Source organism: Brevundimonas sp. NPDC055311, assembly GCF_053645695.1.
Genome location: NZ_JBSHMV010000001.1, coordinates 106020 through 121760, shown reverse-complemented (window position 1 = coordinate 121760; position 15741 = coordinate 106020). Strand labels below are relative to the sequence as shown.

The following is a 15741-nucleotide window of genomic DNA, read 5'->3' as shown; positions in this document are numbered from 1 at the left end:
GGCCCATGATCGGGGCGGTAGTCCTGGCCTTGGTGATTTCCGGCTTCGGCGGTGACGAGGCGATCGCCGCTCCCGTGCGCGTCATGGCTCTGGACCAATGCGCCGATCAGTTCGTCCTTGCCTTGGCCCCGGATGCGGAACTGGGCCTGTCGCCCAGGGCTGACGACCCGGACTCCTGGCTGCGCGCACAGGCCGAAGGACATCGGCGGGTCCGCCCGACCTTGGAGGCCGCTGTCGGGTTCCGACCGGACGTGGCGGTGCGCTACTGGGGCGGAGATCCGCGCCTGCTCGCGACCTTGAAGCGGGATGGGGTTCGCACGGTGACGATCACCGACGCTGCGGACATGGATGGGGTTCGCGCCAACATCCGCGCCGTGGCCGAGGCCGTGAGCGCCGTCGAACGCGGCGAGGCCCTGATCGCGCGTATGGACTCTCGACTGGCGAAGGCGGAAGGGACGGGGCGGGGGCGGAAGGCCGTCTATGTCACTGCAGGCGGGTTCACGACCGGGCCAGGCTCCCTGATGGACGCCGTTCTGCGCGCCGCAGGGTTTCGCAACGGCGTTGAGCGGCCCGGCTATCAGCCGTTGAGGCTGGAGGGGGTGTTGCTGACGCCGCCCGCCCTGTTCGTGAAGGGATTCTTCGATCTGGCGCGCTCCGACTGGCGCGGGGCGGGGCGGCATCCGATGATGCGTCGCGCCATGCAAGGACGGACGGCGGCGGAGCTGCCTGGCGCGGTGCTGACGTGTCCCGCCTGGTTCGCAGCGGATGCCGCCGCCCAGCTGGCCGAACAAGCCTCATGAGCAGGGTCTGGGTGTTGAACCTCGTTCTGGCGGGCGCGATCGTGCTGGCCGTCGCGCTGGCTGTGACGCTGGGCGAGACCCGGTTCAGCGCCACTGACTACGCCGAAGCCTTGAGCCATCCCGCTTCCGGGCCCGGCGAGGTGCTGTGGCTGGTGCGGGCTCCGCGCGCCATCGCCGCTCTCTTCGTAGGAGCCGCCTTGGGGTTGGCCGGTGCGGTGATGCAGGGCTTGTTGCGCAATCCCCTGGCCGAGCCTGGCGTGCTGGGCGTATCGGCCGCCTCGGCCCTGGCTGCGGCGACGGCCATCGTTCTGGGGTTGGCGGCCGTTCCCGGCGCGGTCGAGGTTTCGGCGCTGTTCGGCGCCGCGGTGGCCGGCGGGCTGCTGATCGCCCTGGCTGCGCGGGTGCGGACGCCCGAGGCGCTGATCCTGTTCGGCGTGGCCTTGTCCAGTTTCGCCGGCGCGCTGACCGCTCTGATCTTCAACCTTTCGCCGTCGCCCATCGCCTCGGCCGAGGTGATGAACTGGCTGCTGGGGTCGGTCGAGAACCGCAGCTGGATCGACGTCGCCTGGGTCGCGCCGGCCGTCCTGATCGCCGCCCTGCTGGCGCGAAGCGCGTCGCCCGGCCTGCGGATGCTGACGCTGGGCGAAGAGGCGGCGAGGGCGTCTGGCCTGTCGATGGGCCGGATGCGGGTCCTGGCGCTGGCGGCGGCGGCCCTGGCGGCGGGCGCAGCGGTGGCGGTGGCGGGCGTCATCGGCTTCGTCGGCCTGGCGGCGCCGCATCTGGTGCGTGCGGCGGTGCGCGGCGATCCGGGCAGGCTGCTCCCGCCCTCGGCGCTGGCGGGCGGCCTGATGCTGGTGATCGCCGATCTGGCGGCGCGGATGCTGCCCACGGATCAGGAGTTGAAGCTCGGCGTCTTCACCGCCCTGGTCGGCGCGCCCCTGTTCGCCCTGATCGCCTGGCGCGCCGCGCGGGAGTGGCGGCTGTGACGGCGGCGCTGCTGGAGCTTGCGAACGCGCACGCCCGTGTCGGCGGCGCGGAAGTGCTGAAGGGCGCTTCCCTGTCCGTGCGGCCGGGCGAGGTTGTGGCCCTGTGCGGGCCGAACGGTGCGGGCAAGTCGACGGCGGTGCGCGCCGCATTGGGGCTGGTCCGACTGACGCAGGGCGCCGCGCGTCTGGGCGGCGACGAGGCGCGACGGCTGTCCGAGCGTCAGCGGGGCGAGCGTGCGGCCTATCTGCCGCAGGACCGTTCCATCGCCTGGAATCTTCCGGCGGTCGAGCTGGCGGCGCTGGGCGCGCCGTTCCTGGCGGGCGCCGCCGCCCTGGACCGGGCTCGCGCCGCGCTGGACGAGGTGGGCGTCGGCCATCTGGCGGATCGCGGCGTCGCCGAGATGTCGGGCGGTGAGCGGGCGCGCGTCCTGCTGGCCCGCGCCCTGACGGCTCCAGCGCCCTTGCTGGCGGCGGACGAACCGATCGCGGGGCTGGACCCCGACGCCCAGCTTCTGGTGCTGGAGCGGCTGCGGGCCCGGGCTGATGCTGGACGCGGGATATTGGTCAGCCTGCACGATCTGACCCTGGCGGCCCGTTTCGCCGACCGGGTGGTGGTGCTGGATCAGGGGCGCACGGCGGCTGAAGGCGCGCCGACCGAGGCCCTGTCGCCGCGCATTCTGAAGACCGTTTTCAACCTCGACGCCGTTTGGCTGGAGGCGTTGGTCGGGCCGATTCTGGCGACCCGTCGCCTGTAGTCAGGGTTGATAGGGCCGCGGGCCTGCGTTCGGCGGCGTGCCGCGCGCCAGATCCGCCGACGGGGTCAGGGGAGCCGAGCCGCCGTTCAGCCGAGCGCGATAAACCTGCATGTTCTCCATCACCCGCATCATGTAGTTGCGCGTCTCGGTGAAGGGCGCGCACTCGATGAAGTCGATGGGATCGACCTGGGCCTGACGCGGATCGCCGCAGCGGGCGGTCCATTGCGGCGGACGGGCCGGTCCGGCGTTGTAGCCGACGGCGGCCAGTAAGGGCGATCCGCCGAAATTGTTCATCAGCTCGCCCAGATGATAGCTGCCCAGAGTCATGTTGATCTCGGGGTCCCACAGCTGTTCGGCGCTGAATGTGCGGCCCATGCGGCGCGCCACCCCCTGCGCCGTGGCTGGCAGAAGCTGCATCATCCCCCGCGCATCGGCGCCCGAACGAACCAGAGGGTCGAAGCTGGATTCCTGACGGGTGATGGCCAAGGCGAACTCATTGGGGGCCATGCCCGGAACCTGCTGCGGAAGGCGGATCGGATACATCCGCTCGGGCATGACGAAGCCACGCTGGCTGGCCGCGCGGCCGACCATCATCGATCCGAACTGATCACCATAGCCCTGCATCAGGTCGAACAGCTGCGACAGATCGTAGGGCGAGGGCAGGGTGTCATCCAGGTGGTAGGCGAAGACCCGCATCAGGTTCTTCTCGCCGATCTGGCCCAGGATGCGGGTCGCCCGCACCACCTCATTGCCCTCGAAGCGATTGACGTCCTCGGGCGAGGGCGTGGGCTCGCCGGGCAGGGTCAGGGTGGTCGCGCCGGCCTTTTCCGCGGCAAGCTGGCCGTAGAAGGTCTGCCAGTGCGCGGCGCCCGCCTGATACCAATTCTGGGCGCCCTGTCGGTCGCCGCGCGCCTCGGCCGCACGACCCAGCCAGTAGAGGGCGCGCCCCTGGGTGATCGGGGTCGAGGAGGCGTTGCGCAGCGCCTCGAAATGTTGGGCGGCTGTCGCCGGGTCGTTCAGCTTGGTGAGAGCCACCCAGCCGGCGAAGAATTCGGCGTCGACCTTGCGTTCGCCCGAAGGGAAGCCGTGGCCGTTCATCGCGGCGTAGGCGGCGCGAGCGTTCCCCTGTTGCAGGGCGTCGAGGAAATAGTTGCGGCGTTCGCTCCACAGGGTGTTCTGGCCGTCCGCGTGCGAGGGGGCGGCGGGCAAGGCGGACAGGAGCGGGAAGGCCTCGGATTGACGGCCGGCGGAGCGCAGCAGGCGCACCCGTTCCAGCACCACGGCCGGGTCGTTGGCCTGCGCGGGCGACAGGCCGGCGACGATGGCGTCCGGGGCGTAGGCCGTTCGAAGCGACATCACAGCGTTGGCGACGGCCTGGCGGTCGGCCGGAACCAGGGCGACCATGGCGCGCGTCGCCGGGCCGTGCGGTCCCAGCAGCAGCATGTCCAGCCGCGCCACATGGTCGTCGCTGGTCAACCAGCCGCTCCAGCGCGAATAGATCCGGCTTTGCTGGGCTTCTTCAAAGCTCTGGGTGCGCCACCAGTCGCGAATCAGGGCCTGGGCCTCCTGGCGGCGGCCCGTCTGCTCCAGCGCGCCGGCCAGGGCGATGGCGCCCTGGGCCGTGGTGGGGGCGGTTCCGTTGAAGAAGGCCAGGACGGCGTCCGGCGACTGGCCCGCCATGTCCAGAGCGCGCTCGCCCGCCGCTCGACGAGAATCGCCGCGGGGCCAGCTCGCCAGATCGGTCTGAGCCAGCGCCAGGTCGCTATAGGACATCTGCTTGTCCGAGGTGTCCACCAGGGCCCATTCGACCAGCTTGCGTGCGGTCGGATCGGAAATGCGGGCCATGATGGACTGGGTTCCGACGACGTCGCGCGCCCGCGCGGCCGTCAGGCCCTGCTGCACCAGGGCGGCGTCCTGGCTGTTGATGATTCCGCCCTGACTGGCGGAGTAGGGGACCGGCGCGCTGTTCAGCACATCCTGAGCCGGTGGAGTCAGTATCGCCAGGGCGGCGGCCACGGTCGTCGCGATCATCAGATATCTGATCCTCATTCATCTTTGGTTGCGGCCAAGCGGCGGGCAACCTACCCTTTGCCGATTAGTGACGGGCGGACCGCCGCCCATTCTCCGCGCAGGTATGTTGTTCCCATGACCGCCCCCTTGTTCAAGGGCGTGATCACCGCCCTGATCACACCTCTTCGTGACGGAAACGTGGACGAGGCCGCTTTCAGGCGTCTGTTGGAGCGCCAGATCGCCGCCGGGGTTCACGGCGTCGTGCCGATGGGCACCACGGGCGAAAGCGCGACCTTGCACCTGGACGAGCACAAGCGCGTGGTTGAACAGTGCGTGGAGATCGCCGCCGGGCGCATCCGCGTGATCGCCGGGGCCGGTTCTTCCGCGACGGACAAGGCGATCGAGCTGACCCGCTTCGCCAAGACGGTCGGCGCCGACGGCGCCCTGGTGGTCACGCCTTACTACAACCGCCCCTCGCAGGCCGGGATGCAGGCCCATTTCGAGGCCGTGGCCGATGCCGTGCAACTGCCAATTCTGCTCTACAACGTGCCGGGTCGTACCGGCGTGGACCTGTCGAACGAAACCGTTGCGGCCCTGGCGGCGCACCCGAACATCGTCGGCATCAAGGATGCGAGCGCGGATGTGGCGCGGGCCAGTTGGATGCGAGCGAATATCCACGGCGCCTTCGACCTGATCTCGGGGGATGACTCCAGCTATCTTGGCTATGCCGCCCACGGGGGCGTCGGCGTCATCTCGGTGACCTCGAATGTCGCGCCGGAGGCCATGGTCGCCCTGTATGACGCGATTCAGGCCGGCGACTTCGCCGTCGCCCGATCCTGGCAGGAGCGCCTGATCGGCCTGCACAAGGCGCTGTTCCTCGACAACTCCCCGTCGCCGGCCAAATACGCCCTCGCCAGGCTGGGGCTATGCGAAGAAGAGGTCCGGCTGCCGCTGTCGCTGACGGCCGACGCCGTGAAACCCGCCATCGACAAGGCGCTGACCGAGGCCGGGGTCGCCTGATGGCCGCTGACGCGCCCAAGCAAAAGACGATCGCCGAAAATCGGCGCGCACGCTTTGACTACTTCCTCGAGGACTACATCGAGGCCGGAATCCAGTTGTTGGGCACCGAGATCAAGGCCCTGCGCGACGGGCGGGCGAACATCGCCGAAAGCTATGTCTCGCCGGAGGGGCGTGAGATGGTGCTGATCAACGCCGATATCCCGCCCTACAAGATGGCGAACCGCTTCAACCATGAGCCGCGCCGCCACCGGAAGCTGCTGCTGCACCGCAAGCAGATCGACAAGCTGATCGGCGCCGTCCAGCGGGACGGCCGCACCATCGTTCCGGTGCGCCTGTATCTGAACGAGGCGGGCAAGGCGAAGCTGGAAATCGCCCTGGCCAAGGGCAAGAAGCTGCACGACAAACGCGAGGTTTCGGCCGAACGGGACTGGCAGCGAGACAAGGCGCGCCTGCTGCGCGACAAGGGATAAGTGCGGTTCCGCTTTGCGCGCCGCGCGACGCGCGATAAACGAGCGATGATGGGGTGCGTCTTGCGGAGTTCACGGTGAAGATAGCCGAACGCTGGTTCGTCATGGCGGGCGTGGCCCTGCTGGGCGCCATCGCCGTGGCTGGGGTGGTGGTGGCGATCTACGCCGCCTGGGTCCTGCACGACATGCCCGACGCGTCCGAGCTGGCGGACTATCGCCCGGCGACGGCGACGCGTGTCTACGCCGGCGACGGCACCCTGATCGGCGAGTTCTCGGATCAGCGCCGGATTTACGTCACCTATGACCAGGTGCCGCAGACGGTCGTTCACGCCTTCCTGGCGGCCGAAGACCAGAACTTCTTCAGCCACGGCGGCATCGACGTGTCGGGCATCGGCCGGGCCATGTTCAAGAACGTCTTCAACGTGCTGTCCGGTCGTCGCCTGGAAGGCGGCTCGACCATCACCCAGCAGGTGGCAAAGAACGTCCTGCTGACCAGCGAGACCAGTCTGAACCGCAAGCTCAAGGAAGCCGTCCTCTCCAGCCGTCTGGAAGCGACGCTGAGCAAGGAGCAGATCCTCGAGCTGTATCTGAACGAGATCTACCTGGGCTATCGCTCCTACGGCGTGGCCTCGGCGGCCTACAACTATTTCGGCAAGTCGCTGGATCAGCTGACGCCGGACGAGGCGGCCTTCCTGGCGGCCCTGCCCAAGGGGCCGACCAACTATCACCCCAAACGCTACCCCGAGGCCGCGCTGGGGCGGCGGAACTGGGTGCTGGGCGAAATGGCCGACAACAAGTGGCTGACGGACGCGCAGTTGCAGACCGCGCTGGCGCGCCCCTTGAACACCCGTTCGGCGCCGCGCCGCGCGGAATACGCCGACGCGGACTTCTTCGTGGAGGAGGCGCGTCGTCGCGCCATCGCCCTGTTCGGTCAGGAAGAAGTCAATCGCGGCGGCTACTACCTGCGCACCACCCTGGACCCGCAGCTGCAGTCGGCGGCGCGCGACGCGCTGATGCGCGGCCTTGAAGACTACGACCGTCGCCACGGCTGGCGCGGCGCCTGGGGCACGACCGATTTCGCCGACGGCTGGCAGGCCGAGGCCCAGAAGCGCACGACCCCGCCCGAGCGCCGTTCGTGGCAGGCCGCCGCCGTCGAGAACGTCAGCGGAAGCACGGTTCGGGTCCGCACGGCCAAGGACGATCAGACGGGCGCGCTGCGCGCCGCCGACGTGGCCTGGTCCAACGCGGGACGTCGTCCCCTGAAACGCGGCGATCTGATCTTCGTGGAGCGCCAGGGCGGACAGTTCGCCCTGAAACAGGTCCCCGCGGTCAACGGCTCCCTGGTCGCCATCGAGCCGCAGTCGGGTCGCGTCCTGGCGATGGTCGGCGGCTATTCCTACGCCCTGTCCAGCTTCAATCGTGCGACGCAGGCGCGTCGTCAGCCGGGTTCGGCCTACAAGCCCTTCGTCTATGCGGCGGCGCTGGAAGGCGACTTCACTCCGGCCTCCATCGTGCTGGATGCGCCCATCAGCTTCCCCGGCGGCCCCGGCGGCCGCGCCTGGACGCCCCAGAACTACAGCCGCCAGTTCTACGGCCCTCAGACTCTGCGGCGCGGGTTGGAGTTGTCGCGTAACGTCATGACCGTGCGCCTGGCCCAGGCGGTCGGCATGAAGAACGTCGTCGACCTGTCCAAGAAGATGGGCGTGGTCGATGACATGTCGCCGAACCTGGCCATGTCGCTGGGCGCGGGCGAGACCACCCCCTATCGCATCACTGCGGCCTATGCCGCCTTCGTCAACGGCGGCCGGCGGATCGATCCCTATCTGATCGAACTGGCTCAGGATCGGAACGGCCAGACCATCCATCGCGCCGATCGACGCCAATGCCGCGACTGCGGCCGTGGCTTCAGCGGCCAGGAGTCGCCGCGCCTGCAGGATCGTGGAACCCAGGTGATCGACCCGATCACCGCCTATCAGATCACCTCGATGCTGGAGGGCGTGATTCAGCGCGGCACCGGCGCCCGGGCGCGCAGCCTCGGCCCCTGGGTCGGCGGCAAGACCGGCACGACCAATGAATACCGTTCCGCCTGGTTCGTCGGCTTCTCGGCGGACATCGTCGTGGGCGTCTTTGTCGGATTTGACGACAACCGCTCGCTGGGCGGGGGCGAGGCGGGGGCTTCGACCGCCGTGCCGATCTTCATCGACTTCATGGAAGACGCCTTGAAGGAGCGCCCGGCGCGGCCGTTCGTGAAGCCGAAGAACGCCATCTTCCGCACCGTGAACGGCATTGAGGAAGCCTTCCGTCCGGGCACCGAACGCCAGTTGCGCGAAGAAGCGCCGCGCCCGGTCCAGCCGGAGGGGCCGCAGAATTATTACGACGTCATCCGTCGTGAGCAGGAAGCCAGGTCCCAGGCTCCGGCGCCGGTCGCGCCGCCGCCCGTGGCTCCGCCGCCGCCCAAAAAGCAGCCGGCCGAGGACTTGAGCGACCTCTACTGACGCTCTAGTTACACCCCTCTTCGGCGCGCCGGATGCCCTGGCGCGCCCTTTCACCCCCGTATCGCTGGAGATTGCGATGAGACCGGATGTCGAGGCCATGAAGGCCGACATCGAGCAGAGCGTCGCTCTGCTCAGGAGGCGACTTTGACTGGGATGTCGCTCTAAGAAAGCTCGATGAGTTGAACGCGCGGGTCGAGGATCCGACGCTGTGGGACAATCCCGAACAGGCCCAGGCCGTCAGCCGCGAACGCTCGCGTCTTGAAGCCCAGGTCAGCGCCGTCAAGGACATGGAGCAGGGTCTCGAAGACGGGATCATGCTGGCCGACATGGCGGATGAAGAGGGCGACGAAGCCACTCTCAACGAAGCCCGTGAACAGCTGAAGGCGATCAAGGACCGCGCCGCGCGCGCCGAGCTGGAAGCCCTGCTGTCCGGCGAGGCCGACGGCAATGACGCCTATCTGGAGGTCAACTCGGGCGCCGGCGGCACGGAGTCGAACGACTGGGCCGGAATGCTGCTGCGCATGTACAGCCGCTGGGCGCGCTCGCACGGCTATGAGGTCGAGCTCCAGGAAGAGGAATCCGGCGAACAGGCGGGCATCAAGTCGGCGACCCTGCTGGTTTCCGGCCCCAACGCCTATGGCTGGCTGAAGTCGGAATCGGGCGTTCACCGTCTGGTCCGCATCAGCCCCTATGACGCAGCGGCCAAGCGGCACACCTCCTTCGCTTCGGTCGGGGTGTCGCCGGTCGTCGACGACAGCATCGAGATCGACATCAACCCGTCGGATGTCCGCACGGACACCTATCGCGCGTCAGGCGCGGGCGGCCAGCACGTCAACAAGACGGACTCGGCCGTGCGCCTGACCCACATTCCGACCAATACCGTGGTGGCTTGTCAGGCGGGCCGCTCGCAGCACCAGAACCGCGATCAGGCGTGGAAGATGCTGCGTGCGCGTCTGTATGAGCTGGAGCTTCAGAAGCGTGAAGCCGCAGCTCAGGCCCTGGCCGACGCCAAGACCGACATCGGCTGGGGGCACCAGATCCGATCCTACGTCCTGCAGCCGTATCAGATGGTGAAGGACCTTCGGACAGAGGTCGAAACCTCCGACACCCAGGGGGTTCTGGACGGCGATCTGGATCCGTTCATGGGCGCCGCCCTGGCGGCCCGCGTGGGCGAGACCCGCGAGGGCTGATCGACTCCGCTCGATCGATACTAAAAAAGGGCGGCCTTTGCGGGCCGCCCTTTCTCGTTATCAGTGTCCGCGCCGATCAGGCGGCGGGCTTGGCCTCGACCTTGGCGTCCGTCTTGGCGGGCGCAGGCTTTTCGGCGGGGGCAGGGGATTCCAGCATATTGGCGCCCGGCGTGTCCCGCTTGGCCTGGGTGCAGCGGCCCTGGAACCAGGCGCCCTGTTCGATCGACAGCTGCTCCTGGGTGATGTCGCCCTCGACGCGAGAGGTGGCGAACAGCTTGACCTGCTTGGCGACGATGGCGCCAGAAACGCGGCCGCGCACCTCCAGGATGTCGGCGTGGACCGTGCCTTCAACGGCGCCGCCTTCACCGATCACCACGCGCACCACGCGGATGTCGCCCTTCAGAGAGCCGTCGACCTGAAGTTCGCCCGCGCCGGAGATATTGCCCTCATACTTCACGCCCGCCGACAGAGTCGAAAGGCTGGATGAGCGGGCGGCGGCCGGTCGCGCCGGTTCAGGTGCTCGAGCAGGCGTGGCGGTGGCGGCGGGCGCCGGGGTCGGAGCGGCGGGCTCCGGCGGCTTCGGAATGCCCAACCCGCTCGAAGGGTTGCTGTCGAGGGGTTTGTTCTTGTTGAACATCTTTACTCTCCGCGTCACGCCGGGACGACCGGCGTTTGGTCAATGTCAGCCCCTGAGGATACAATCCCTGACAATACTTAGGGGGGGCTGAGACGGAGAGGTCAAGCGGGGCCTTCCGAACCCCGCTCGCCGATCAGAGCGTTTCGACGGCGGCCAGCACCTCTTCGGCGTGCCCCTTCACCTTGACGTTCCGCCAGGCGCGACGAACCACGCCCTGACCGTCGATCAGGAAGGTGGCGCGCTCAATGCCCATATATTCGCGGCCATAGAGCTTCTTCAGCACCCACACGCCCCAGGCCTCGGTGACCACCCCGTCTTCGTCCGAGCCGAGCATGACCTTGAGGTCATGCTTGGCCTTGAAGCGGTCCAGCTTCTTCACCGTGTCGCGCGACACGCCGATCACCACGGCGTTAGCCGCCGCGAACCTGTCGATCAGGGCCGAGAAGTCCTGTCCCTCGGTCGTGCAGCCGGGCGTGTCGGCCTTGGGATAGAAGTAGAGGACGATGTTCTTGCCCTTCAGCCCGTGCAGCGACACGCGCCCGTCGCCGTCTGTCGCCAGGTCGAAGGCGGGGGCGGGGGTGTTTTCGGTGATGTCGACCATCAATCTCTCCGTTCATCCCGGCGGACGCCGGGACCCAGTAAGAGCCCCGGCCGCGCCGATGGAAAGCAGCAAGACGTTCTCGCCGCGCTTGAAGCCAAAGCACTGGGTCCCGGCGTCCGCCGGGATGAGCGGGTTAAACGGGCCGCACCAGCACGATCTTCTTCTTGCCGGCGCCGAGTTTCAGCACGTCGTCTGCGTTCAGATCGGCCTCTTCGATCAGGCGGGCGCCGTCGTTGACGACCTCGTCGTTCAGGCGAAGGCCGCCGCCCTGGGCCAGACGACGCGCCTCACCGTTGGAGCCGCTGAGGCCCGCCTTGGTCGTCACGGCGGCGATCATGGCGCCGATCACCTCGTCACGCGGCAGTTCGACGGTCGGCAGGTCGGCCGACAGCTGGCCCTTCTCGAAGGCGGCCTCGGCAGCCGCGCGTGCGGCCTGTGCGGCCTCGGCGCCGTGCAGCATGGAGGTTGTGGCGTCGGCCAGCGCCTTCTTGGCGTCGTTGATTTCGGCGCCTTGAAGGGCCTCATAGCGCTCGATCTGATCCAGCGGCAGGTCGGTGAACAGACGCATGAAGCGGCCCACGTCGCCGTCCTCGGTGTTGCGCCAGTATTGCCAGTAATCGAACGGCGACAGGGCGTCGGCGTTCAGCCACACGGCGCCGCCGACCGTCTTGCCCATCTTCTGGCCCGAGGCGGTGGACAGCAACGGCGTGGTCAGGCCGAACGCGGCCTTGTGGTCCACCTTGCGGGTCAGTTCGACGCCGTTGATGATGTTGCCCCACTGGTCCGAGCCGCCCATCTGCAGCGAACAGCCATAGCGACGGTTCAGCTCCAGGAAGTCGGTCGCCTGCATCAGCATGTAGTTGAACTCGAGGAAGGTCAGCGGCTGCTCGCGATCCAGGCGCAGCTTGACCGAGTCGAAGCTCAGCATCCGGTTGATGGTGAAGTGGGTCCCGTAATCGCGCAGGAACTGCAGGTAGCCCAACTGCGACAGCCACTCGTCGTTATCCAGCATGATGGCGTCGGTCGGGCCGTCGCCGAAGGTCAGGAATTTCTCGAACACGCCTTTGATGCCGGCGATGTTCTCGGCGATCTTTTCCTCGGTCAGCAGGGGGCGTTGGGTGTCCTTGAACGACGGGTCGCCGACCTTGGTCGTGCCGCCGCCCATCAGGACGATCGGCTTGTGTCCGGCCTGCTGCAGACGGCGCAGCAGCATGATCTGGATCAGGTGGCCGACGTGCAGTGACGGCGCCGTCGCGTCAAAGCCGATATAGCCCGTGACCACGCCGGATGCGGCCGCCTCGTCCAATTCGACCGGGTGGGTGATCTGGTGGATATAGCCGCGCGCCTTCATCAGGCGCAGGAAGTCCGACTTGAAGGCGGTTTCGGAAACGGTTTGGGTCGTGGGCTCGGTCATGGTCGGGTCCGTAGCATCAGAACCGGCGGCCGTCTTCCGAGGAATAACGCCGCCGAAGGAAGGGCGGCAAGGATCGCGGCCGCTCTCTAGTAGAGGCCGTAGTAATAGGCGGCGAAAAGGGCCGGTTGGGCGATCATGGGCGCTAGCTACGGCGCGCCCGACGTGGCAGTCAAGCCGCCATGACGACCTCCCCGAAAAAGACCCTGCGCGTGCTCGGCTTCATGACCGGCACTTCGCTCGACGCCGTGGACATGGCGGTGATCGAGACGGACGGCCACGACATCCTGGCCTTCGGTCCCGCCGGCGAGATGAAGCTGGACGGCGAGACCCGCGCCGTCATCGAAGACGCCATCGAGGACGCCTTCGACTGGGAACGCGACGAAGAAGAGCCGGACAGCTTTGAAGACGCGCGCATGGCGGTGGCCGACGCGCATCTGGCGGCCGCGCTCGGCTTCATGGCTGTGAACGGGGTCAAGTCCAGCGGGCTGGATCTGGTCGGTATCCACGGCCAGACGGTGCTGCATGAAGCGCCTACGCCCGACCTGCCGGGCCGCACGGTGCAGTTGATCGACGCCGTCAGCGTGGCCGAGGGGCTGGGCGCGCCGGTGGCCTTTGATTTCCGTAGTGCAGACGTGGCGGCGGGCGGGCAGGGCGCGCCGCTGGCGCCGGTCTATCACGCGGCGCTGGTCCGTAAGGCGGGCCTGTCAGGGCCGGTCGCCGTGCTGAACCTGGGCGGCGTCGGCAACATCACCCTGATCCGCGCTGACGGCGAACTGGAGGCCTTCGACACTGGCCCGGCCAACGGCATGGTCGATCTGCTGGTTCAGTCGCGCATGAAGAAGCGGATGGACGAGGGCGGCCGTCTGGCGGCGGCGGGAACGGTCGATCAGGCCGTGCTGAACGCCTATCTGGCCCATCCCTATTTCGCGACGAGCGGTCCGAAGTCGCTGGATCGTTTCGACTTCTCGTTGGACCCAGTGGCGCAACTGTCGCTGGAGGATGCTGCGGCGACCCTGACAGCCTTCGCGGCGCAGGCCGTGGCTTTGGGCGTCGCTCGCTGTTCTGAGCAGCCGAAAGAGATCGTCGTCTGCGGCGGCGGTCGCCACAATCCGGTGCTACTGGCCGCCATCCGCGATCGCGTGGGCGTTCCCGTCTCGACGGCCGAGGACAAGGGCTGGCGCGGCGACTCTATCGAGGCCGAGGCTTTCGCCTTCCTGGCGGCGCGCTGCCGTCTGGGCCTGCCGATCAGTTTCCCCGGCACGACGGGAGTCGCAGCGCCGATGACCGGCGGCCGGATTGTAGAACCGGGAGAAGAATAGGCGTGGCGGCTTCATCGCGTTTCTGGGGCGTCGCCAGCGGTCTGGCTGCGGGCGCCCTGTGGGGGCTGGTCTTCCTGGCGCCGAAGGTGGTGCCTGAGGCTTCGCCTCTGTTGCTGACGGCCGGGCGTTACCTCGCCTATGGCCTGATCGCAGCCCTGTTGATCGCGCCGCGCTGGCGAAGAGCGACGGCGGCCCTGACGGGCAAGGCGTGGGGCGCGCTGGTCTGGCTGAGCCTGACGGGCAATCTGGTCTATTTCGCCTTCCTGGTGGTCGGCGTGCATTATGCGGGCGTCGCGGCCTCGGCCCTGATCGTCGGCATGGTGCCCGTGGTCGTGGCGCTATGGGGCCTGAAGGACAAGGATTCCCCGCCGCTGTCGCGCGTGGCCCCGCCCATCGTTGTGGCAGCCCTGGCTGTCGGTCTGATCGGCTGGGAATCGCTCAGTCACGGCGGCGGGGCCGCAGCACAGAGCGGGGCCGCAACCCTGATCGGGCTCGGATGCGCTGTTGCGGCCTTGTTGTCGTGGACTGCCTTCGCTGTCGGCAACAGCCGCTGGATGGGGCGTCTGCCAGACGTCACCCCACATGAGTGGTCATTGCTGACCGGTGTCGTCACCGGCGCGCTGGCGTTGGTGCTGGTCATTCCGTCGCTGTTCATGCTGGATGGAATGACGGACGACGCCTGGATGCGCCTGATCGGGGTCAGCGCGGGTGTGGCGATCTTCGCATCGGTGATCGGCAACGCCTTCTGGAACCAGGCGAGCCGCCTGCTGCCGTTGACCATGCTGGGTCAGATGATCGTGTCTGAGACCCTATTCGCCTTCATCTATGGCTTCATCTGGGAACAGCGCGGCCCGACTGTGATCGAGGTCGTCGCCATGATCCTGATGATCGTCAGCGTCGTCTGGTGCGTCCGCGCCCACCGACCGGCCGCCCTGGCCGCCGCTGAAGGTGATCATTGAGCAACGCCCGCAGGCCTCAGGCGTTGGGGTAGGGCGGACCGGGCCCCTCTGGCGACCCTTCATCGCGATGTCGGCCGCGTCGTTTGAAACGGCTCGCGAAGGCGTCGATGGAACTGTTGCTGTTGGAGTGGTTGGGCAAGCCCGTCTGGATGTGGGCGGGCTTCCTGACGATCGTCGTCGGCCTGCTGGCGCTGGATCTGGGGCTGTTCAATCGGCGCGATCATGAAATCGGCGTACGGGAAAGCCTAGGGCTCTCCGCCTTCTACATCGCCGTGGCCCTGGCTTTCGGGGCGTGGCTGTGGTCGTGGCTGGGGGCCGACAGCGCGATCGACTACCTGACCGCCTATGCTGTCGAGAAAAGCCTGGCGATGGACAATGTCTTCGTCATCGCCTTGATCTTCAGCGCCTTTTCCGTGCCCCGGCTTTATCAGCATCGCGTGCTGTTCTGGGGCGTGCTCGGCGTCATCGTCCTGAGGGCGATCATGATCGGCGGCGGTGCGGCGCTGGTTGCCCGCTATCACTGGGTGCTGTACCTTTTCGCGGGCTTCCTGATCCTGACCGGCGTACGGATGTTCTTTGCCCGCAGCGAGGAAACGGATATCGCCGATAATGCGCTGCTGAAGTGGTTCCGGCGGCGGATGCGGGTGACGAACGACCTGCACGGCCACGCCTTCTTCGTCCGGGTGTCAGGCCGTTCGGGCGAGATGAAGTTGCACGCCACGCCGCTGTTCCTGGCCCTGGTGACGATCGAGATCGCCGACGTGATCTTCGCTGTGGACTCCGTGCCGGCGGTCTTCGCCATCACGACGGACGCCTATGTCGTCTACACGTCCAACATTTTCGCCATACTGGGGCTGAGGGCGCTCTATTTCGCCCTGGCGGCGGTGATCCACCGCTTCGCCTATCTGAAGCAGGCGCTGGCGGTCCTGCTGGTCTTTATCGGGGGCAAGGTGTTCGCCGCGCCCCTGCTGGGGATCGAGAAGACGCCGCCCGTTATCTCATTGTCAGTGACAGCGGCGATCTTGGCGACAGGGGTGGTCTGGTCTCTGTGGCGGACCCGCGCGGAGGCCGGGCCTCCGCGCTGATCG

Annotated in this window: 14 protein-coding genes; 10 read left to right on the top strand and 4 right to left on the bottom strand. The window is 67.7% G+C overall.

Going from position 1 to position 15741, the window contains the following annotated elements; genetic code table 11:
• Positions 1-5 precede the first annotated feature (5 nt).
• From ACWIDZ_RS00585 to ACWIDZ_RS00575, 3 genes are read left to right on the top strand one after another with little or no spacing between them, the layout of a single operon-like run.
• Positions 6-800 (top strand): ABC transporter substrate-binding protein, encoded by a 795-nt coding sequence (locus ACWIDZ_RS00585; protein WP_453988626.1) that lies wholly within the window; start codon positions 6-8, stop codon positions 798-800.
• Positions 797-1786, top strand: a complete 990-nt coding sequence (locus ACWIDZ_RS00580; protein ID WP_346486891.1) for a FecCD family ABC transporter permease — start codon at positions 797-799, stop codon at positions 1784-1786. Before ACWIDZ_RS00585 ends, ACWIDZ_RS00580 begins: the two co-directional genes overlap by 4 nt.
• Positions 1774-2541 (top strand): ABC transporter ATP-binding protein, encoded by a 768-nt coding sequence (locus tag ACWIDZ_RS00575; RefSeq protein WP_453988627.1) that lies wholly within the window; start codon positions 1774-1776, stop codon positions 2539-2541. Before ACWIDZ_RS00580 ends, ACWIDZ_RS00575 begins: the two co-directional genes overlap by 13 nt.
• Here ACWIDZ_RS00575 and ACWIDZ_RS00570 read toward each other — a convergent pair whose 3' ends face one another.
• Positions 2542-4572: a lytic transglycosylase domain-containing protein gene (locus tag ACWIDZ_RS00570; protein WP_453988628.1), complete on the bottom strand. Its 2031-nt coding sequence runs from the start codon at positions 4570-4572 to the stop codon at positions 2542-2544.
• 114 nt (positions 4573-4686) lie between these two features.
• Between ACWIDZ_RS00570 and dapA the strand changes: the two genes are divergently transcribed.
• From dapA to prfB, 4 genes are all read left to right on the top strand, one after another.
• Complete coding sequence (gene dapA / locus ACWIDZ_RS00565; RefSeq protein ID WP_453988629.1) at positions 4687-5571, top strand: 4-hydroxy-tetrahydrodipicolinate synthase; 885 nt, start codon at positions 4687-4689, stop codon at positions 5569-5571.
• On the top strand, positions 5571-6041 hold the full coding sequence (smpB, locus tag ACWIDZ_RS00560) for an SsrA-binding protein SmpB (RefSeq protein WP_291775056.1): 471 nt from the start codon (positions 5571-5573) through the stop codon (positions 6039-6041). Before dapA ends, smpB begins: the two co-directional genes overlap by 1 nt.
• Positions 6042-6142: 101 nt before the next feature.
• On the top strand, positions 6143-8533 hold the full coding sequence (locus tag ACWIDZ_RS00555) for a penicillin-binding protein 1A (RefSeq protein ID WP_453988729.1): 2391 nt from the start codon (positions 6143-6145) through the stop codon (positions 8531-8533).
• Between the two features lie 76 nt (positions 8534-8609).
• A protein-coding gene (gene prfB, locus ACWIDZ_RS00550) for a peptide chain release factor 2 (RefSeq protein WP_291775059.1) occupies positions 8610-9723 on the top strand; the annotation gives its coding sequence in 2 pieces (ribosomal slippage) (positions 8610-8678 and positions 8680-9723; 1113 coding nt in all).
• A gap of 76 nt (positions 9724-9799) precedes the next feature.
• Here the strand turns inward: prfB and ACWIDZ_RS00545 are convergent.
• The 3 genes from ACWIDZ_RS00545 to tyrS all read right to left on the bottom strand — a co-directional run bounded on the left by ACWIDZ_RS00545 (position 9800) and on the right by tyrS (position 12375).
• The gene (locus tag ACWIDZ_RS00545) at positions 9800-10360 is read right to left on the bottom strand and encodes a bactofilin family protein (protein WP_453988630.1); all 561 of its coding nucleotides are present in this window, start codon (positions 10358-10360) and stop codon (positions 9800-9802) included.
• Between the two features lie 133 nt (positions 10361-10493).
• Positions 10494-10961, bottom strand: coding sequence for a peroxiredoxin (locus ACWIDZ_RS00540; RefSeq protein ID WP_453988631.1), 468 nt, complete (start codon positions 10959-10961; stop codon positions 10494-10496).
• A 133-nt stretch (positions 10962-11094) separates the two neighbouring features.
• Positions 11095-12375, bottom strand: a complete 1281-nt coding sequence (gene tyrS / locus ACWIDZ_RS00535) for a tyrosine--tRNA ligase (RefSeq protein ID WP_453988632.1) — start codon at positions 12373-12375, stop codon at positions 11095-11097.
• A gap of 179 nt (positions 12376-12554) precedes the next feature.
• On the opposite strand from tyrS, the gene ACWIDZ_RS00530 reads away from it, so the two are divergent.
• The 3 genes from ACWIDZ_RS00530 (at position 12555) to ACWIDZ_RS00520 (ending at position 15738) form a co-directional block, all read left to right on the top strand.
• Positions 12555-13694 carry an anhydro-N-acetylmuramic acid kinase gene (locus ACWIDZ_RS00530; RefSeq protein ID WP_453988633.1) on the top strand — a complete coding sequence of 380 codons (1140 nt, stop codon included), beginning with the start codon at positions 12555-12557 and terminating at the stop codon, positions 13692-13694.
• A 2-nt stretch (positions 13695-13696) separates the two neighbouring features.
• Entirely contained in the window at positions 13697-14653 is a 957-nt protein-coding gene (locus ACWIDZ_RS00525) for a DMT family transporter (RefSeq protein ID WP_453988635.1), read from the top strand.
• Positions 14654-14760: 107 nt separating this feature from the next.
• Positions 14761-15738, top strand: a complete 978-nt coding sequence (locus ACWIDZ_RS00520) for a TerC family protein (RefSeq protein WP_453988636.1) — start codon at positions 14761-14763, stop codon at positions 15736-15738.
• Positions 15739-15741: the final 3 nt, after the last annotated feature.